This is a genomic window from Acinetobacter sp. LipI_19 (assembly GCF_058242925.1).
Map to the genome: position 1 here is coordinate 1 of NZ_JBZAYK010000002.1, position 20,169 is coordinate 20,169.

21 protein-coding genes and 1 riboswitch are annotated in these 20,169 nt (G+C 37.8%); of the genes, 11 read left to right on the top strand and 10 right to left on the bottom strand.

Annotated features, from left to right (window positions below):
• Positions 1-200: 200 nt before the first annotated feature.
• The 7 genes from AC4CVF_RS20880 (at position 201) to AC4CVF_RS20910 (ending at position 6,035) form a co-directional block, all read left to right on the top strand.
• Positions 201-1,154: an MlaA family lipoprotein gene (locus AC4CVF_RS20880; protein WP_336953599.1), complete on the top strand. Its 954-nt coding sequence runs from the start codon at positions 201-203 to the stop codon at positions 1,152-1,154.
• Between the two features lie 123 nt (positions 1,155-1,277).
• Positions 1,278-2,246: an RsbU family protein phosphatase GigA gene (gene gigA / locus AC4CVF_RS20885; RefSeq protein WP_004725998.1), complete on the top strand. Its 969-nt coding sequence runs from the start codon at positions 1,278-1,280 to the stop codon at positions 2,244-2,246.
• 113 nt (positions 2,247-2,359) lie between these two features.
• Positions 2,360-2,884, top strand: a complete 525-nt coding sequence (gene gigB, locus AC4CVF_RS20890) for an anti-anti-sigma factor GigB (protein WP_016539397.1) — start codon at positions 2,360-2,362, stop codon at positions 2,882-2,884.
• Between the two features lie 32 nt (positions 2,885-2,916).
• Entirely contained in the window at positions 2,917-3,741 is an 825-nt protein-coding gene (locus AC4CVF_RS20895) for a carbon-nitrogen hydrolase family protein (protein ID WP_490789943.1), read from the top strand.
• Between the two features lie 87 nt (positions 3,742-3,828).
• Complete coding sequence (locus AC4CVF_RS20900) at positions 3,829-4,266, top strand: MarR family winged helix-turn-helix transcriptional regulator (protein WP_490789944.1); 438 nt, start codon at positions 3,829-3,831, stop codon at positions 4,264-4,266.
• 89 nt (positions 4,267-4,355) lie between these two features.
• Complete coding sequence (locus AC4CVF_RS20905; protein ID WP_004817050.1) at positions 4,356-4,781, top strand: organic hydroperoxide resistance protein; 426 nt, start codon at positions 4,356-4,358, stop codon at positions 4,779-4,781.
• A 132-nt stretch (positions 4,782-4,913) separates the two neighbouring features.
• Positions 4,914-6,035 (top strand): HNH endonuclease, encoded by a 1,122-nt coding sequence (locus tag AC4CVF_RS20910; RefSeq protein WP_490789945.1) that lies wholly within the window; start codon positions 4,914-4,916, stop codon positions 6,033-6,035.
• 155 nt (positions 6,036-6,190) lie between these two features.
• Here the strand turns inward: AC4CVF_RS20910 and gspE are convergent, their stop codons facing one another.
• Positions 6,191-7,678, bottom strand: coding sequence for a type II secretion system ATPase GspE (gene gspE / locus AC4CVF_RS20915; RefSeq protein ID WP_490789946.1), 1,488 nt, complete (start codon positions 7,676-7,678; stop codon positions 6,191-6,193).
• 111 nt (positions 7,679-7,789) lie between these two features.
• Here gspE and AC4CVF_RS20920 point away from each other — a divergent pair, with 111 nt between their 5' ends.
• The 4 genes from AC4CVF_RS20920 (at position 7,790) to AC4CVF_RS20935 (ending at position 10,849) form a co-directional block, all read left to right on the top strand.
• Positions 7,790-8,611 carry a DUF432 domain-containing protein gene (locus AC4CVF_RS20920; RefSeq protein ID WP_004725984.1) on the top strand — a complete coding sequence of 274 codons (822 nt, stop codon included), beginning with the start codon at positions 7,790-7,792 and terminating at the stop codon, positions 8,609-8,611.
• A 14-nt stretch (positions 8,612-8,625) separates the two neighbouring features.
• Positions 8,626-9,561, top strand: coding sequence for a mechanosensitive ion channel family protein (locus AC4CVF_RS20925; protein ID WP_336953594.1), 936 nt, complete (start codon positions 8,626-8,628; stop codon positions 9,559-9,561).
• 143 nt (positions 9,562-9,704) lie between these two features.
• A complete protein-coding gene (locus tag AC4CVF_RS20930) occupies positions 9,705-10,145 on the top strand; it encodes a VOC family protein (protein ID WP_004725980.1) in 441 nt (146 codons plus the stop codon).
• Between the two features lie 83 nt (positions 10,146-10,228).
• The gene (locus AC4CVF_RS20935) at positions 10,229-10,849 is read left to right on the top strand and encodes a rhomboid family intramembrane serine protease (protein WP_336953592.1); all 621 of its coding nucleotides are present in this window, start codon (positions 10,229-10,231) and stop codon (positions 10,847-10,849) included.
• On the opposite strand, the gene AC4CVF_RS20940 is transcribed toward AC4CVF_RS20935, so the two are convergent.
• From AC4CVF_RS20940 to AC4CVF_RS20980, 9 genes are all read right to left on the bottom strand, one after another.
• Complete coding sequence (locus AC4CVF_RS20940) at positions 10,841-12,283, bottom strand: hypothetical protein (RefSeq protein ID WP_419327639.1); 1,443 nt, start codon at positions 12,281-12,283, stop codon at positions 10,841-10,843. The two genes, AC4CVF_RS20935 and AC4CVF_RS20940, sit on opposite strands and share 9 nt — an antisense overlap.
• A gap of 201 nt (positions 12,284-12,484) precedes the next feature.
• On the bottom strand, positions 12,485-13,351 hold the full coding sequence (gene ygiD, locus AC4CVF_RS20945) for a 4,5-DOPA-extradiol-dioxygenase (RefSeq protein WP_419327640.1): 867 nt from the start codon (positions 13,349-13,351) through the stop codon (positions 12,485-12,487).
• Between the two features lie 306 nt (positions 13,352-13,657).
• Positions 13,658-14,143, bottom strand: coding sequence for a DUF934 domain-containing protein (locus tag AC4CVF_RS20950; protein ID WP_419819982.1), 486 nt, complete (start codon positions 14,141-14,143; stop codon positions 13,658-13,660).
• Positions 14,136-15,779: a nitrite/sulfite reductase gene (locus AC4CVF_RS20955; RefSeq protein WP_419819981.1), complete on the bottom strand. Its 1,644-nt coding sequence runs from the start codon at positions 15,777-15,779 to the stop codon at positions 14,136-14,138. The genes AC4CVF_RS20950 and AC4CVF_RS20955 overlap by 8 nt, the downstream gene beginning before the upstream one ends.
• 341 nt (positions 15,780-16,120) lie before the next feature.
• On the bottom strand, positions 16,121-16,309 hold the full coding sequence (locus tag AC4CVF_RS20960) for a hypothetical protein (RefSeq protein ID WP_336953590.1): 189 nt from the start codon (positions 16,307-16,309) through the stop codon (positions 16,121-16,123).
• Between the two features lie 199 nt (positions 16,310-16,508).
• Positions 16,509-17,042 carry a DUF1543 domain-containing protein gene (locus AC4CVF_RS20965; protein WP_490789947.1) on the bottom strand — a complete coding sequence of 178 codons (534 nt, stop codon included), beginning with the start codon at positions 17,040-17,042 and terminating at the stop codon, positions 16,509-16,511.
• Positions 17,043-17,051: 9 nt separating this feature from the next.
• Positions 17,052-17,771 (bottom strand): CPBP family intramembrane glutamic endopeptidase, encoded by a 720-nt coding sequence (locus AC4CVF_RS20970; RefSeq protein WP_419358867.1) that lies wholly within the window; start codon positions 17,769-17,771, stop codon positions 17,052-17,054.
• Between the two features lie 152 nt (positions 17,772-17,923).
• The gene (gene trpB, locus AC4CVF_RS20975; protein ID WP_004725964.1) at positions 17,924-19,165 is read right to left on the bottom strand and encodes a tryptophan synthase subunit beta; all 1,242 of its coding nucleotides are present in this window, start codon (positions 19,163-19,165) and stop codon (positions 17,924-17,926) included.
• A complete protein-coding gene (locus AC4CVF_RS20980) occupies positions 19,149-19,799 on the bottom strand; it encodes a phosphoribosylanthranilate isomerase (RefSeq protein ID WP_419327643.1) in 651 nt (216 codons plus the stop codon). The genes trpB and AC4CVF_RS20980 overlap by 17 nt, the downstream gene beginning before the upstream one ends.
• Positions 19,800-19,941: 142 nt before the next feature.
• Positions 19,942-20,148, top strand: a riboswitch (cobalamin riboswitch).
• The last annotated feature ends 21 nt before the right edge of the window (positions 20,149-20,169 follow it).

The window sequence follows — 20,169 nt, forward strand, 5'->3', positions numbered from 1 at the left end:
ACAAACCAACACAACCCCTTTTTTTAATTATTTTAATTGTTCGAACAAATAATGTTCGTTTATCATATTTATTCACACTTTTTAATCAAATTTGCTTTAATACATATGCAATAACTACTGTTAGAATACGATTATGAAGTCTTTAATATAGCTATATCATTATCGACTACTTTTACTTTAAGAATATTTCAAGGAATTCTATGCGTCCTTATCATGTACTTTGGGCTTGTTTACTTAGCATTGGTCTGACTAGCCATGTATTTGCTCAAGACGAATTATCTGCTCAAGAGAATTCGGACAATGCTGTTTCTACAAACTCTGATTCAGATGATAAGTCGTCTCAAGAGAATTCTTCGGTACTAGAAAACGAAGCAGCTTCTAAACACCCAAGAATTGAAGCCCTTAGAGAGCTTAAAAACATCACAAAAAATGACTTAAAAGTGAATGCCAATGCAGCTCAACCAGATGCTGTAAAAGATCCACTACAACCATTGAACCGTGAAATTTATGCGTTTAATGACATGATCGACCGTAATGTTGCTCGACCTATTGCTGTTCAGTACAAAGCAAAAGTGCCTGGTGATGTACGTTCTTCATATAGTTTATTTCGTAAAAACTTAAGTGAACCATGGAATGCAGTCAACCAACTTGCTCAAGGGCGTTTTAGTCGTGCAGCCAAGTCTCTAGGTCGTTTTACCATTAACACCGTCAGCTCTTTAGGTTTAGCTGATCCTGCAACTCGCTTAGGTTTAGCAACTGAAGAAGAAAGCTTAGGTACCACATTAGGTTACTACGGTATTCCAAGTGGTCCTTATGTCATGCTGCCTATCTTAGGGCCAAGCACACTTCGTCACTCAGTTGATTATGTTGCTGAAGGTTATGCCAATCCGCTTACCTATCCAATGGATAACAACCATCAAACGGGTTTAATCTGGGGTAACCGTGCATTAGGTGGGATTAATACTCGTTCTAAACTTCTAGATGTGGAAAGTGTATTGCAAGGTGATCGTTACTCAGCAATTCGCGATATCTATTTACAACGTTTAGCATTCCAAATCGCTGAGAAAAAAGGCCGTGGACAGGAAGCTGTGGCGTTTGTAGATGATGACGAGGATGATAGCAATAGTCCTGCTGATACAAACGCAGACAAATAACCACAATATTTTGTTAAACTTATTTGCTAGTAATTCATATGGTTTTACTAGCATTGTGGTGTCATCTATAGTAAATCTACTGGATAATGCTTTTATACCGATTAAGGATCATTCATTTCTTCTATGTATTTCATTCAACCCAGTCGCCAAATTTCAAGCTTAGAACAAGTATTAGATACGCTTCCTAGCTTGCAGATGATTACCATTGAAGACATTCATCGTTATGATCCAACAATTATTGCAATTGCAGACGTCCACGATTTTTTACAGTACCAATGGGCTTTGCCTACCATTGTGATTGCGCAAGAAAATGAAGGAAGCGAACTTTCCCAAGCATGGGAGCTTGGCGCCCTTGCGGGTTGGATCTGGACCAAGCTTCCCGCCAATCTTGAAGATTCTTTATTAAAAATTGATGCGCAATATAAACGTAATCAAGATAGCCGTGATTTACCTTCTGCCGCAGAACTACAAAAAAAACTTCTTCCAAATCCAATTGAACTACAAAACTATAAAGTTGAGACGCTTTTCCAGCCTTCTGCGTATTTGTCTGGTGACTGGTATGATTACTGGAAAATCAGTGATAAAGAAATCATGTTCTATTTGGCCGATGTATCGGGTCATGGGGTAACCAGCTCTTTACTGACATCTTGGATGGCTGCCTTTCATGGTCGCTCGAAAACACCAAGAGAATTGATTAAAAAACTCAATGGTATGCTGGTTCAAGAAAATATTGAAAAACATATCACAATGTTGGCTGGCATTCTAAATCTAGAAACACATGCTTTAAAATGGTCAAGTGCAGGGCATTACCCTCCCCCCATTATTTTTGAACCCAACCAAGCCCCTCGTGTTTTGAATACCAGCAGTTTTCCTTTAGGACTCACCGAAGACTTAGAGGTTGAAGAGTTTCAATGTACCTTAACTAAGCATGCGCGGTTTATTATTTGTTCTGATGGTGCCCTTGAACCATTCTCGGGTGGTTTGAATGAACAGTTCTCACAATTGGTCTATCATTTGCAAAATCAATCATTCCGTGCACCAGAACATGTAGCAGATGACATAGCAATCCTCAGTCTCCGCAGAATGAATTAACAATATAATCAAACACATATAACAAATTAGACTAATAACCTATACGCAAACGCTTGAGTATAGACTTGCGCTATGTGATAATTTTCCTATCCTTCTCTGCAAATGGCATTTATATGTCAACAGGTCATGTTGAATATGCAAGCTTGAATGGAACGCATATTTTCAAACTTATTGGTGAAGTGCGAGCCCAATCTTGTATTAGTTTAGACAAACTTTTGGCAAGGATTGAACAACAAAAAAACGTCATTGGCGCAATTGTTGATTTAACCCAAACCACATTTATTGATAGTACAGTTCTTGGAATACTTGCCAAGCTTGGCTTAAAGTTGAAACAAGTACACCACATCCAAGCGGTGATGCTGTCCACAAATCCAGATATTACCACTCTAGCCAATAGCATGGGCTTAGGGCAGGTTTTTGTCATTTTAAATTACTGTGGTGACCCTCAAGTGTGCACCAATGCTTTGATTGACGATAATGTTAATCACAGCACAATGCTGTGTACCGTTCTCGATGCACATAAAACTTTAATGAAGCTCAATGAAAACAACCAAAATATGTTCGAGCCATTAGTTAAACAACTTGAAAAGCAGCAAGATACTATGGAATGTGTATCTTCAAACCAGCAAAACGCTTAATCATCTCAAGATTGCTTTATCAGGGATAGCCCATGACTTTACTTTCCGTTGTTCAAATGAACTCTCAAAATGACATCGAAGCAAACTTCAGTGTGATTGAGTCGTTGATACAACAAAGTAAAGCTGATGGCGCTTCTTTGATTGTGTTTCCTGAAAATTTTGTCTGCTTTGCCGCAGGTAAACAACGGGAGACTGCTGCACGTTTTGAAGAAATTCAAAAGCGTTTAGAAAACTTAGCACATCATTATCAAATATGGATTGTTGCAGGGACTTTACCTTGCCCTTTCCGTCCAGATGGTTCAATTATTGCTGATGGTCGAGTTCGTACTGTCAGCCTATGTATCAGTCCAGAAGGCACTGAAGCACGTTATGACAAAATTCACTTGTTTGATGTACACGTGGGTGACGCTGTTGGCGGGTATCAAGAATCTCAGTTTTTTGAACCAGGCAGTGATGTTGTTGTCGCGAAAACACCTTTTGGACAAATCGGTTTGATGGTTTGCTACGACTTACGCTTTCCAGAACTTGCACTCACCTTGAGAGCGCAAGGTGCAAATATTTTGACTGCACCAGCTGCATTTACCTATACCACAGGCCAAATGCATTGGCAGTTATTACTTCAAGCACGTGCGATGGACAGTCAATGTCATGTTTTAGGTGCAGCACAACAAGGTTGGCATGGTGAAAAACGTCAAACCTGGGGACATGCTGGCGCAACTAATAGTCGTGGACAAATTTTAGCGATCACAGATGCAGAAGGTGCGCAATTGATGACAGTTCCTTTTGATTTGAATGAGCAGCGCTCAATTCGTGAAACAATGCCTTTAATGCAACATCGCAAATTGATGTCATTCTAAGTCTGTATTGACATTAATGACTTTTATTTCCTGAACGAGACAAAACAACGTTATACTTGTGAGGCGTAATATCTTCACGAGACAAGCATGCAACAAGACTATTCCAATTTAAATCTTGATCATCAACTCTGCTTTCTTGTTTACTCTACAAACTTAGCATTAAATCAACTTTATCGTAAATTACTCGCACCACTAGGGCTGACCTATCCACAGTATTTAGTTATGTTAGTCCTTTGGGAAAAAGATGGTCTAACTGTGTCTGAAATCGGTGAAAAACTCTTTTTAGAATCATCTACGCTTACGCCCTTACTCAAAAAATTACAAAGTAATGGTATTGTTAACCGCGAACGTTCTACGAAAGATGAACGTCAAGTAATTATTAGCCTCACTGCTCAGGGCCATGCGCTAAAATTAAAAGCCGTGAATATTCCGTTACAAGTTGCTCAAGCCAGTGCCTGTGATTTAGACAGCATTACTCAATTGAAAGATCTTCTTTCAAACTTACGCGAAAACATTTCAAAATAAAGTTATCAAATTTTACACAAACGCTACTTGTTTAAATATTTATATCGCATACGATATAATTGAACACAATCAAAAATGGAAGATTTCCGATGTCTTTAGAAAAAGTGGTTTATACAGCACATGCAAAAGCAACTGGCGGTCGTGATGGTCGTGCAACATCATCAGACGGAATTTTAGATGTTAAATTAGCAGTGCCTAAAGAAATGGGTGGTGCTGGTGGCGGTACCAATCCTGAACAACTTTTTGCAGCAGGCTATTCTGCTTGCTTCCTTGGTGCGATGAAGTTTGTTGCCAACCGTGATCATTTAAAAATTACCCCAGATGTTTATATCGAAGGTGATGTTGGTATTGGTCCAATCGCTACTGGTTTTGGTATTCAAGTGACTTTAAATATTCATTTAGAAGGTTTAGAGCAAGAAGAAGCACAGAAATTAGTAGATGCTGCACATATCGTTTGTCCATATTCAAATGCGACTCGTGGCAATATTGATGTGACATTGAATGTGATTGTTTAATTTATTGTTTCTACCTAAATACTCAATTCTGTTTTAGGTAGATTTAATTTATTGTTTTGTTTGAATTAAGCCAAAAAATTTCTTTATTAAGGTATATTTATTCACAAAATAATACTTTATGTAAAATGTTATATGAGCCTTACCAAATTTGACAATATTATAAGAAGTGCATTATGGGCTTCTTATAATAATACTTGCTTCTATTGCAACAAGAACTTAGATTGGAATGATGTCCATATTGATCATGTGATTCCAGAAAGTCTTGCAAATAACCAAAGAAGCTTTGATACATTTAAGGTAGCGTTTGACCTTGACAAAAATTTTGATGTAAACGAATTATATAACCTAGTTCCTGTGCACGGAAAATGTAACCTTAGAAAAAATGACGAATTATTTGCGAAGCAGACAATCTTATTTTACCTAGGACTAACCAAAAGAGCGTTGCCAAAAATCACACAAGAAATAGAAAAACTTAAAAGAAGAAAGAACAAAGGACAAATTATTTCTAAAGTTCAAACGGCGTTAGCAACCAATTTAATTGATATTAAAGAATTACAACGCATAATAAATCAAGCTCAACAGAATAATTGGAATATCAAAGAAGTAAGACTACCATTAGGAGTTGAATTCATTGATGAAGTATATGATTCTTTCTACTTTGACACAGACATTTCGACATTGATCAACAAAAAACTTCTAGTTGGAGGAATATATGACTATCTCAAATTAGTCAATGATATTAACAAGGAAACCAAAGTTTCCACTTTAAGTGAGTGGAGATGGGCTACAAACAATGGTTTTTATCCTTTGACAAATGCGGATCTTAAAATGTCTTTTACTTTCATTTTTTTTGATGAGTTAATAAAAGCATTGCAAATAGCTAAAATGCCCAAAATTTCATTTATAAGTGAGCCTTGGGAAGAAATAAATAATCTTGATTTATTATCGCCTAGTGTCTTTCATGATTTTGGAGCAAAATTTAATAAGTACACTCAACAGAGATTTTCAGTTGGAGATTTAGTTCGCAAAGGTATTATTACAGTCAATGAAAGCCAGATTTACACAATTTCATTAGAGTTTGATGGAATGGAAATTTCTCTAATTGAGCAATTTAGGGCAGACTTCAATAACGATGGTATCGAAGATATCTTTGTAAGCGGTTGGACACGAGTGGTTGGAGGCACTTTAGGGTATGGATTTACAACATTTTTGACTCGTTATTCTGATAAACACCTGCTTGAAAAAATCAAATAATATACAAAAAATATTACACAAAAACTAATAGCGATAAATGATAATTTATACAGAATTCAGCCTTTATGCTAAAGGCTACCACCTTTAGCACGCTCTAAATAATTAATACATTTAGTTATAAAAGATGTAATCCTTTCAAAACCTGCTGGAACAACCTACTCAGCCGCTTCATTGGTTACCCGTAAAACCTCTTCCATTGTGGTTTTACCCGACAATACTTTACGTAAACCATCATCTCGAATTGAACCTGCATCTTTACGCGCATATTCTTCAAGCTCATATTCTGCTGCATTACCATGAATCAAACGGCGCATCTGCTCATCAATCGGCACAATTTCATAAATCGCAGTACGTCCTGTAAAGCCCGTATGGGAACAAAAATCACAACCATTCGGTACAGGTAGTTTTAAATTCGATTCTAAACTCACAGGTTTAAACACATCTTTTTCAAAGTCATCTGCTTCACGCCATGTATGACAATGAGAACACAATGTCCGAACTAAACGCTGGGCAATCACCCCAATCAATGAACTGGATAATAAGAAGGGTTCAATGCCCATATCTTTTAAACGGGTCACAGCACCAATTGCAGTATTGGTATGTAGCGTAGACAAAACTAAGTGACCTGTTAAAGAGGCTTGAACTGCGATTTCAGCCGTTTCCAAATCACGGATCTCCCCCACCATCACCACATCTGGATCTTGACGCAGCATGGCTTTTAACGCACGGGCAAAGGTCATATCCACTTTGGTATTCACTTGAGTCTGCCCAATCCCTTCAAGTTGATACTCAATCGGATCTTCAGCAGTGAGGATATTTTTAGAACCATCATTCAAATCAGAAAGCGCGGCATACAAAGTCGTCGTTTTACCCGACCCTGTAGGGCCAGTGACTAGAATAATGCCATGTGGACGATGAACCAATTGGGTTAAACGCTCATAGTCAGGCTTCATTAAACCCAAATGGGTCATGTTGAGTCGACCCGCTTGTTTATCCAACAAACGCATAACGACACGTTCACCATGCGACGATGGCAAGGTCGAAACACGGACATCCACCTCACGTCCTGCAAGACGTAAAGAAATACGACCATCTTGTGGAATACGTTTTTCTGCAATATCGAGTTTTGCCATAACTTTAATACGCGATACCAACAATGGCGCAAGTTCACGACGAGGCTGTACGATTTCACGCAATTGCCCATCTACCCTTAAGCGAACAGATAATTTCTTTTCAAAGGCTTCAATATGAATATCTGAAGCCCCGACTCGAATCGCTTCAGACAATAAAGCATTGATGAGTCGCACAATTGGTGCATCATCTTCCTGATCCATCAAATCTTCAGTTTCAGGAATCTGATCGGCCAGACTCAATAGATCAGGGTGATCTTCAAGACCAGCGGCAACCTGTTGTGATTCGCCCGTTTCACCTGCATAGCTTGAACTGAGCATGTGATTAAACTCAGTTTCATTACATAATTGATGTTGTGCTGTACGACCGAGATAGCGGCGGGCTTCCTGAATCGCAATTTGTGCGGTATCCTGACGGCGAACAATAAAAACTTGATCACCTTCATAACGCAACAGCACTCCATGCCGTTTTGCAAAACTATATGGTATTTGTAATTGTTTGAGAACTTGCATTACAACTTATATTAATGATTTAAATTGCTTTGAGTGTACTCTATGCTCATGACAGCGTGAAGTCTGTTTGTTAAAGATTTGATGATGATTTTATGAATGGGATAAACACTTTTGTCTAAGAAGAAAGAACATCTGGAACCAGAACTCCCTGATTTAAAGTGGTGGGGAGAACAACTGTTTGAATTGAACCAATCCAAAGCATGGCAATTTGGTTCTATGATGATGCGCATTACTCGTGGTCTGCAAGAATGGCGCTTGGAATATTATCGTCCAAAATTCCAATATGACTATGAACAGCAATGGCATAAAATCCATGATGTAAATTTTGGTTTTCCTGAACCTGTACATGTTGAACGCTATATGTTTCGCGAGACCCATAAAGCGTTTCAACTCATGCCCCGTTTAGCTGATCGCTCTGTAGTGATTCGTCCTGTCGATCCAATTTATATTCCAGCAGGCCAACGCGGTACACTCTACATCAGTACACCCCTGTGGATTTCAGGTTTTGTGCAAGCCCAAAAAGAACCCTTATTTGATATTCCCGTAATTTTACCTAAGGATACATGGTTTGGCCCTGATCACCGCACAGGTGAAATGTGTTATGCCACCTCAGTCGATGGTCGTACCGAATTAAATTTATTACGTCCACGTGCCTTTCGTGCAGTAACACCGATTGATTTCCACAACGTCAGTAGTCATCAGCTTCGATTTGACCGTATGAATGTGCCTGTTCCTGCGCTACCTTTATTTTATAGTGAAAGCACAGGACGTTTATGGACATCACAAATCAAGGTCGTGTATGAAGGCAATGACCGCCCTGCCCGTGTAAGAATTGAAAATCGTACACCACCTTTGGCCGGCGAAGTGATTTATGTACATCCGCCACGCTCACCAGGTGGCGCTTTGTTCAATATGTTTGATTCATTTTTCTAAGGGATGAGGTAAAAATGGCTGAATCCAATATTCCCAAAGACATTGCCAATAGCCTAAAAGGCATCTTTACCAATGTAAATGTCGACCGCTTAAGTGAAATTGCTGTTGCTCTGATCCTCTGCTTTGTTGGTTTTGTACTGGCACGTGTTATTTCCAATACCTTTATCCGCACCATAGGTGCACGCTTTAATGCACATCAACGTTTGGTTTGGCGTAGAGGTATTTTTTATTTTATTTTCTTACTGTTTGTGATCGCCAGCTTAAAAGAAGCGGGCTTTAAACTCAGCGTATTTTTAGGTGCAGCAGGGATTTTAACTGTTGCATTGGGTTTTGCCTCACAAACTTCAGCATCGAATTTAATCAGTGGTTTATTTTTAATTGGCGAAGGTTCATTTGAAGTTGGCGATACAATTCAAATCACCCTGATTCGTGGACATACCATTGAAGGTGAAGTGATTTCCATTGACTTACTTTCCGTGAAGCTTTTGACCATGGATAATGTCTATGTGCGCCTCCCCAATGAGCAATTGATTCGCGCCCCTGTACATAATCTATCAAAATTCCCGATACGGCGATTGTCGATTACAGTTGCAATTAACTTTAATGAGAACATCAATAAAGTTCGTGAAGTTTTAATTGATGTTGCCAACGATTACCCGTTGGTTTTAGCAGATCCAAAACCACGTGTGACTGTTTCTGCCTTTGGAGAATCCTCCATTGAAATTTTATTTGCACTGTGGTGTATGCAAGCAAACTATCTACAAGTCAAAGATGAAATTCATGAGTTAATCCGTAATCGTTTTGTGGAAAATCAGATTGAAATCCCTGTACCAAAAATTGGCTTTGTAGATCGTCCAAATCCAAATGAAGTTCTTCAAAATGAAGATATTGACGGTTATGCCAATAAACAGGAATTAAAATTAGAGCAACAACAAGATAAACAACTTTAAGCAGACAAAAGCGATAATCTAGAAAATAAGAGTCCCTCATTTATGATTGAGGGATTCTTATTTTCAATTACAAAATATTCATCAAGTTTTAAACCATGAGCTGATAAATTAATCACTTCAAAACAACAAAATGGACAATCACAATGCAACTCAATCACTATTTAAACTTTGAAGGCCAGACTGAAGCCGCTTTTAATTTTTATAAATCTGTTTTTGGTGGTGAATTTTCATTTTTAAAACGTTATTCCGAACTACCCGATGTCCAAGTGCCAGACCAAGAAAAAAACTATATTTTACATGTTTCTTTACCGATTAATGAGTTTACCGTGTTGATGGGTTCAGACACCAGCGAGCAGTTCTGTGCACCTAATAGTGCGCCATTTAGCAAAGGCACCAACCATTATATTTCGATCAACTTAGAAGCTCACGAAGCGGATGAAGCTCAGCGATTATTTACAGCACTCTCTGCCAATGGTCATATTGAAATGGCACTAGAACCTACATTTTGGGGTGCTTTATATGGTGCTTTCACCGATCAGTTTGGTATTCGCTGGATGGTGAACTGCCAACTGAATGAAGGATAATGAACAGAATATTGCGATAGCCTATTGATTGACAATGATATAGGTTATATTGCTATTACGATAACAACGTCATTTATAACAATATGATCACTGGTCTTACCCATACCCTTCTGATTATTTTAATCACACTTGCGATTTCTTTTATTGCTTGGCAGCAACGCAATGTAATGAATCGTTTGATTTTCAATGTTTCAGCGATTAAGCATGGTCAATATGATCGCTTTTTAACCCATGGTTTTATCCATAAAGATGGTATGCATTTATTTTTCAATATGTTTACCTTGTACTTCTTTGGGCGAAATGTTGAATGGTTTTTCCGTGATTACTTAAGTGGTATGGGCTTTGTCTTATTTTATTGTAGCGCCATCATCATTGCTGCGATTCCCAGCTATTTACATAATCGAACCCTAAATTCCTACCGAAGTTTAGGGGCTTCGGGTGCCGTTAATGCAGTATTATTTAGTGCGATTCTGTTTAACCCTTGGGGCATGCTTTATATCTATATTTTACCTGTGCCCGCGATTATTTTTGGGACGATTTATTTATGCTATAGCCTGTATGCAATCCGTTCAGGACATTCGCCATTAATCGATCACCGCGCGCATATTACCGGTGCAATCTATGGTTTCTTATTTCCTTTACTATTAGAACCATCATTAGCTACAGCATTTTTCTATAAGTTTATTAATTCACCATTATTCTAGATAAGGTCTTAATAGAACTATAATGTTTTGATCGTCAAAGATATCTGGATATAACTGTGTAAAATCAGGTAATCGACTACGCATTTCAATTTTTTGTGATTCTGTCCACTGTACGCCATATATTGCATATTTCAAATTTTGTAAATTTTGGCGAACATAAGAACCTAACAGCTGTTGGTCTTCGATTGTTTCAATATAGTCATGTTGTTTAACATACCAATATAGTTGATCCGCAAAATTACTGCCGTTAACCAATTCCAGCCGTTGATGGAAACTGATTCCATCATCGATGAATGATGAATAGTGAATAAGCTCATCTAGACTAGGTTTTTCACTCAAGTATTTTTTTGCTTTTGACAAGTGATAGAAATGTAATTTCCGCCCCATTTTTCGACAAAAACTAAAATATTGATCTATTTCAATATACTTTTGTTTTAATGCTAAAGATAAGATTGAATCTACAATTAAGGGTTGATTGACTTGCTCAATAATCGTATAAAATTCAGTTAGATCACCTTTTAATAACATCCATTGATGTGCACGAATCCTTACCTCAAATGTAGATAACTGCTCAACTGGGTGTGCCTTAAAATACATTTCAAAATTAAAGTTTTTTGATCTTAAAGCAAAATAGGCATAATCCATAATCGTAAGAAATTTACTATGCCAAAATAAGATTAAATCATCTGTAGTGAGTACATCTTTCTGGTATAAAAAATCAAATAAACGATATTGCACATCTCTATTGGAACTCTGCTTCAATTGATACAGAACTTCTTCATCAGTTTTGTGTTGAATCAACTGCTTGAGCCAAAAAGCTCGGATATGTTGATCTTTGGCTAATCCACAGAATTGAAGTAACTCGTATTCTTCTATCCATTGATATTGAAGAATAAATTTTAATAAAATACGAGGAAGTTTACCTTGTTTATTTATTAAAGTTTCTGAGAGGTAAACTCTATTGCTCGCTACTTCCGATAGCAATAACTTTAACGAATCACTATCTGTTCGATCTCGATTTTGCAACATTGAAATTTCAAAAAAATAATCACTACAAAGCTGAGAAAATTCAGGTCGTTGACTCCAACGCACAATATGTTCTGCAGCCAAATGACGATTTACTTCAACATAATCACTAAGGCGATACAATAAATGTGGAAAAAGCTCTGGTTCAAAACATTGTTGAAGCTTTTTCAACATTTTCTGTCTTGTGTAACCATCATAACTTTTTAGTTTTAATAATGAATTTTCAAAGTCTGTAAGCTCTTTTCCATTAAACCTATATGTATAATCATCTATATCTGGACTGCTTTGAGTATTTTGAACAACAGACTGAGTTACCGTATTTACAATAACTTTCTGCTGATTTTCTTCAATTTTTACAGGAGGCAAAGATTGAGACTGTTTAAAAAAATTTTTGAAAAATTGCCACATAAATAATGTATTAAATAATAATTTAAGTTAGTAATAACACAGATTTAAGTACAAATTCCACATAACGCTTTAATATTCAAAAATTAAGTAGTCATCTTAAAAGAATTCTATCTTGAGAGAATAAATATGACTAACTCAATTTCACCAATACTATAAAAGCTGAATCCTTAGACCCAACTTTTATATTCTTAACATTTGAAATTAATGTTGATCAAGTCGAAATGAGGTCATGGTTAATGAACCAGCGACGGCTTGATCATTAAAAATATGTAACTCATCTTTCTCTTCCTGCAAACCTAATGCGTATAACATTGGATAATAATGATCAGGTGTGGGGATCGACAATAAAAACTCAGCACCTTGCTTTTGCCAGTCAATTAAAGCTTGATGGTTATGCGTCGCTAAGAAATTTTTCATCTTTGTATCAGCTTCTAAAGCCCAATCATAACCATAATAGTCATCAAATTTATCAAAGGCAATTTTGCTCAGGTTATGTACGAGATTACCACTGGCAACAATCAATACCCCTTTACGACGTAACTGCGCCAATTGTTTAGCCAAGTCATAATGATATTGGGCACCTTGACTATAGTCGACACTCAATTGAACAACCGGAATATTGGCTTGTGGAAATACATGACATAACACCCCCCATGTTCCGTGATCTAATCCCCAACTATGATCATGATGAACTTCTATACTGTGAATTGCTTCAGTTGTTGTCTCAACCAAAGCTTTATTTCCAGTTGCAGGATATTGCACATCAAACAAAGCTTGAGGAAAACGACCAAAATCATGAATGGTTTTCGGTTGTTGCATTGCAGTGACGGCTGTACCACCTTGGGTAAGCCAATGTGCAGAAATACATAAAATTGCTGTGGGCTGTACGTCCATTTCTGCACCAATGCTGTTCCAAGTACGGGTAAAATCATTGGTTTGAATCGCATTCATGGGTGAACCATGTCCCAAAAATAGTACAGGCATGACTTCAGTATTGGGTAAAGTTGCGTTCCAGCCTTTGAGTAGCGATAAGTCACCCATTGTTTGATTTAACATTTCATCCACCATGAATCATCTTTGTTTAATTATCTGCTGTTCATTGTTGTAGATATATAGACTTTTCCAGCCTACAACATTGCAAAAATGCAACGATGAAATTTTTATCAATAGTTTTAATCAGAGAAAGGTTTTACTAACAGATGATCTTATGTTGAATCAATATTGATTTGGGTACGATACAGATAAAGCCGAATACCAATTTATATCGTTCATATCATATTCATAATAAGCAATGGCTACACCAGCTTTAACTTGAGAACAATAAAAAGCCGAACTTTCGTTCGGCTTTCATTTCAAAATCAGTACTTAATACAATCAAGCACCTGTTTGATAATGCGCTTTTGGTACAGCTGTAGATGCTTGGTAAGGGTGAGTAAAATCACCTAAACCTGCTGCTGCCTCATGGATATCTTTACCTTCTTTCACAACAAAAGTATCGAAACCAGAACGCTTCATATAGTTCAAAACATCTTTAAACACATCGCCTGTTGCACGAAGATCGCCTGTATAGCCTTGGCGACGTAACAACGCAGCAAATGAATAACCACGACCATCATTAAAACCGGCGAAATCAATAAAGATCGCATCTAACTGATCTAATGGAAACGTATTGGTTTCAGGTGAAGCATCTACGGTAAGAAATAGTGCTTTTTTCCCCGTCACATTCGCAAGCTGGTCCAACTGCTCAACAGTCAACAACACATCACCTTGTGGCAATACACCATCTTCACCAATGATTTGATAGGTATTGTCTGCAACAGTGCCATCTTTAGAGAGGACTTGAAGTGCGGTATTAAGCATATGCGCGCTCCTTAAAAGGTTGAATACCCACTCGACGATAAGTTTCAATAAATTCTTCACCTTCGTTACGAAGATCAAGATAAGTATTTAAAATTTCATCAATAATGTCAGGTACAGATTCTGCTGCAAATGATGGTCCTAAAATATCACCAATTGATGCATCATGGTCTGCATTTCCACCTAAGGTAATTTGATAGAATTCAGCACCTTTTTTGTCCACACCCAAAATACCGATGTTACCGACATGGTGATGACCACAAGCATTCATACAACCTGAAATGTTCAAGTCGATATGGCCTAAGTTATAGACTGTATCTAAATCATCAAAACGGCGTGTAATGGCTTCAGAAATTGGAATAGATTTGGCATTTGCCAATGAACAGAAGTCACCGCCTGGGCAGCAAATGATATCGGTAATAAAACCAATATGTGCCCGAGCAAGATTATTCTTTTCAAGCGTTTGCCACAATTCAAATAAATCTTTCTGTGGTACATCAACCAATGAAATATTTTGTTCGTGTGTGGTCCGTAATTCACCAAATGTATATTTGTCTGCAAGATCTGCAATCAAATTCATTTCTTCAACAGTCATATCACCTGGTGCAATACCCGCACGTTTCAGTGAAATAGTGACAATACGATAGCCTGCAACTTTATGTGCATTGGTATTGATATTGAACCACTGTTTAAACTTTGGATATTCAGCAAATAAGCCACTGAAATCTTCATCTGCATAATTTTGATAATCAAACGGCATAAACTCTTCGTCTAATTTTTGCAAAATTTCAGGTTGAACTTTCAATGTTTTAATTGTTTCAGCAAATTCAGCTTCAACTTTTTCAGCAAAAACTTGTGGTGTTAATGCTTTAACTAAAATTTTAATACGAGCTTTATATTTATTGTCACGGCGACCATGCAAGTTATAAACACGCAGAACCGCTTCTAAATAAGCAATTAAATCTTCACGTGGCAACCACTCACGAATCATAGAACCAATGATAGGTGTACGGCCTAGACCACCACCCACTTTGATTTTATAACCCAACTCACCCGCTTCATTACGAGTTAAATACACCCCAATGTCATGGAATGAAGTTGCTGCACGATCAATTTCTTCAAGTGCAGAAACTGCAATTTTGAACTTACGTGGTAAAAATGCAAACTCAGGATGGAATGTAGACCACTGACGAATCAATTCACACGTTGGGCGTGGATCTGCAATTTCCCCAGCAACAACACCAGCATATTGGTCAGTTGTGGTATTACGGATACAGTTTCCTGAAGTTTGAATCGCATGCATCTGAACAGAAGCTAAACCTTCTAGCATATCAGGCACATTTTCTAGCGCAGGCCAGTTAAACTGAATGTTCTGACGTGTCGAAACGTGTGCATAACCACGGTCATATTCTTTGGCCAACTCTGAAACTTTACGTAATTGTTTAGAGTTCATTAAACCGTAAGGTACAGCAATACGTAGCATTGGCGCATAACGCTGTACGTATAAACCATTTTGTAATCGTAATGGACGATACTCATCTTCAGTGAGTTTTCCAGCTAAATAACGTTCCGTTTGATCACGGAATTGTGTAACACGTTCATTGATCAGTTGCTGATCGAAATCAGTATATAAATACATGGCGTACAGCTAGTAGTTTCATTATAACGATGCACAATATAACGAGTATTGATCTATCAAAGAAATGCTTTTTTTCCATATTTTATAGCGATTTTATTGATAAGCATTGTGCAAAGATCGAATTGGCAATGCTTTACGGGCAAAGCATACTTTTATTACGTTATGGATGTTTTTCTTCATTGCTTATCTTTATTTCAGATAATAAAAAGAGCATATCGAATATGCCCTCTCTTTAATCACAGCTGTCATCCCAATACTGAACTTGTTCAACCCTGTAGTTTATTGATCTTATACAGGATTGATTAAGATCAATGCCCAAAGCTGAGTTTAGCGATTTTGAATTAATACTCTGGTTTCTGCTGCTCATCACTATTTTCTAATTTATCTTCGGCAATTTTTGCGACTTCATAACCTGCAAATGCGCCAGCTGCTTTTTCTAGCAAGCCAGCATCAGGATCTAACTTATCGACACTTTGCTCAGCAATCACTGCACCTGCAATTTTACCTAACTCGTCTAATAAACCACTCATTGATCATACTCCGCAGTGTTTTGTTTGAGTTTCAAGTCTATGCATACTTGCTGAAAACATTGCGAAGATTCTGTTGTTACACTGACTAGATTATGAGAGAGCAATGCAATGATTGATGTCAATTTTTTAAAATTAAGATCCGCTTAATCTTTTAAGGCTGCAATACAACGCCCTTTTAAGCAGATCAAACGATGACAATTCAGATGGTCAAATAGGTATTCTCCCAAACACTTTGGTCAAGCTCTGCATGAAAATCAGCATTCAAATCTACTTCAACCAATTGCACATAACGGCCATATACCTGATCTATCGCCAGACAATCATCTATCTCTAAAACTCGATCGGTATGTGGCTTTTGCCAATGCCATGCAAAATACTGTTTACCCTTGGCTTTCGCTTCAATCGCATCTTGAGCAACAATCAGGATATAGCGGTGTAACTCACCAAACTCATTTGCATCATAGCCGCCTAAATTAATCAGCCAAAGCTTCTGATCTGATACATTCGGTTGCGCATCAGTAAAATGTATTTGATATTTTTTATTTTCAAACACTAAAGCCTGTAATTTTTGCCATGCGTCGATGTGTAAACCCTGTTGCTCACCAAACCACGCATTTTTTAATTGAGGATAAACCTCTTCAAGCGAATCGCCTACGGCAAGAACCACATCATGAACTTCAACATTGGCACGTGCATGACGGCCACCCAACATAACGATAAATAAACTAGACATATTCAGTCACTAAGTTAATGTTTGAACAAGTTTTAATAATAAAATCCCACCCACAGATAATATGGCATTATTCAAAAAATGAATGAGTAATACATGCCAAATATTGCGTGTCCACAAATAGATCAGATTTAAAAATAAACCTGCACTCATAAAGCTGATTGTCGAGATTAAATTTCCATCAAAATTATAATAATGGATCAGACCAAATAATATAGAGTTCAATATAATCAGTACAATGCGCCATAACCACGCTTGGATAAATAACTTTTGCAATAAAGTATAGCGAAACACAATATCTTCTAAAAGCGCAGTAAATAGTGGACCCAAGCTAATGATCAACAGACTGAGAAAAGGAATATATTCAGGGTCAATCAGGTCTTTTTCTTGTGTACTCGACCCAAGGGGTAAAAGCTGACGTGTCAATGTGATTACTACTTGTAACACGATTGCACCAACCACCACCAAGACACTTGAGCGCCAAAAGGCCTGTTTATACTTTTGCCAATGTGTAAGCAACATATCCTTATATAAGTAGCACACTAAAATAAATAGCACGCCTCTTAAAATGGTATCACCCAGACTAACAGCTATCGAGATTCCAAAGATTTTTTCTAAAATAAAGCCATTTAAAATAATTAAAGGGATGATACAAATCGCAAATGTGTCTTTCCATCCCCAGACAATTTTTTCAGGAAAAGGTTCAGCTCGAACCCGTTGTAAAAAACGCATATAAAAAATTAACCGATTATTTTCATTAAATTTTGGGTAATTTAGCTCATGATTTCCATGTGCTTTTTGTAGAGTTTCCCCATGATCCTGTCTAGTTCAGAAATAAAAAAGCCTCTATAAAAGAGGCTTTTAAATTGATCGAGTAAGATGAATTACATCTCGACCATTTCAACACCATCAATACGTGCAACAGTCATTAAGTCTTTGTCACCACGACCCGATACCGTCGCAATAATAATTTGATCCTTCGACATTGTTGGCGCGAGTTTAGTCACATAAGCCATTGCATGTGAACTTTCCAATGCAGGAATAATCCCTTCAATATGAGTCAAATCACGGAAGCCTTGAAGTGCTTCTGTATCATTAATTGGCACATAATTCACACGATGCATGTCTTTTAAGAAACTATGTTCAGGACCCACACCAGGATAATCCAAGCCTGCTGAGATTGAATGTGTTTCAATAATCTGACCTTGCTCATCTGACATTAAATAAGTACGGTTACCATGTAAAACACCAACATGGCCTGCATTTAATGGCGCAGAATGTTTTCCTGTTTCAATGCCTAAACCCGCGGCTTCAACACCGTACATTTTGACATCTTGATCATTTAAGAATGGATAGAACAAGCCCATTGCATTTGAACCACCGCCGACACATGCAACCAAAGCATCTGGTAAACGACCTGCTTGCTCTTGAATTTGTTTACGTGCTTCACGACCAATAATCGATTGGAAATCACGTACCAATTGCGGATATGGATGTGGACCTGCAACCGTACCAATCACATAATAAGTCGAGTCTACATTGGTTACCCAATCACGCATCGCTTCGTTCATGGCATCTTTTAATGTTTTAGAACCACTTTCTACAGGTACAACTGTTGCACCAAGCAAACGCATACGGTAGACATTCATGGCCTGACGTTTTACGTCTTCAGCACCCATGAATACCACACACTCAAGACCTAAACGTGCAGCAATTGTTGCAGTCGCCACACCATGTTGACCTGCACCCGTTTCTGCAATAATACGTTTTTTGCCAGAAAGCTTCGCAAGTAGCGCCTGACCAATGGTGTTATTGACCTTATGTGAGCCTGTATGATTTAAGTCTTCACGTTTAAGATAAATTTGCGCACCACCCAACTCTTTCGACCATCGCTCAGCATAATAAAGCGGACTAGGACGTCCGACATAATAAGCGAGATCACGGTCGAATTCTGCCAGAAACTGCGCATCATCTTTCATACGGAAATAGAGTTTCTCTAAATCCTCTAAAGCTGCCATTAAAGTTTCTGACACAAAACGTCCGCCATGGATACCGAAATGCCCGTTTTGATCTGGGAATTGGGTATAGTCAATCACACTATTTTGTTGATTACTTTGCTGATCCACGTTGGACTCCTTGCATAAATCGTTCTACGAGTTGTTGGTCTTTGATACCTTTTGCGGATTCTACACCTCCGCTGACATCGACTGCATACGCTTGAGTCGTTTGTATAGCGTCTTCAATATTTTCAGGTTTTAAACCACCTGCCAAAATTAAAGGAATATCGAGTTTAGGGAATTGAGACCAGTCAAAACTGTGTCCAGTCCCTCCTTTCAGTTCAGGATGCCATGCATCTAAAAGCATAGCACTTGCGCCAGCCTGTTGGTATTGCTGAATTGTCGTAATAATATCTGAATTTTTTGCATCGGGTTTAATCTGAATCGCTTTATACCAACGACGCTTATTATACTGTGCGATCTGCTGACATTGTTGTGCGGTTTCATCACCATGAAACTGAATGATATCCAAAGGCACCTGCTCTAATACTTGTGCAATGTTTTGTGCACTGGCATTGACAAATAATCCAACAATGTTGATATACGGTGGGATCAGTTGTGCCAATTGCTGAGCCAATTCAATCGTGACATAACGTGGACTAGGTTCATAAAACACAAAACCAATCGCATCTACACCTGCTTGTACAGCAGCTTGGATATCTTGGGGTCGTGTAATCCCACAAATTTTGGCACGGGTACGCATAGCTTTGAACTCGAATTTGTTCAGATCAAACTGATTTTTTCAGTATTTTAAGCAAATCATTGTAAAGCAAATTTATTCACTTGCGTTAAAGTTCAATAGGATTATCTGTTTTACATTGTTTATACACTAAACAAACTTTATACTGCACACAAATGCAACAAGTCTAGCTTAAGGCTTTGGGAAGTTGGTGAAAATCCAACACTGCCCCCGCAACGGTAAAATGAAAATATTATTCTTTATAAGTCAAAAGGCTTACACCACTGCAATGTTTTGTGGGAAGGTGGAATAATCTGAATCACGTTAGGTTCTATATTTAAGTCCGGATACCAACTTGTTGTGCCCTTAAACTCAATCATTCACGGGGAGTGAA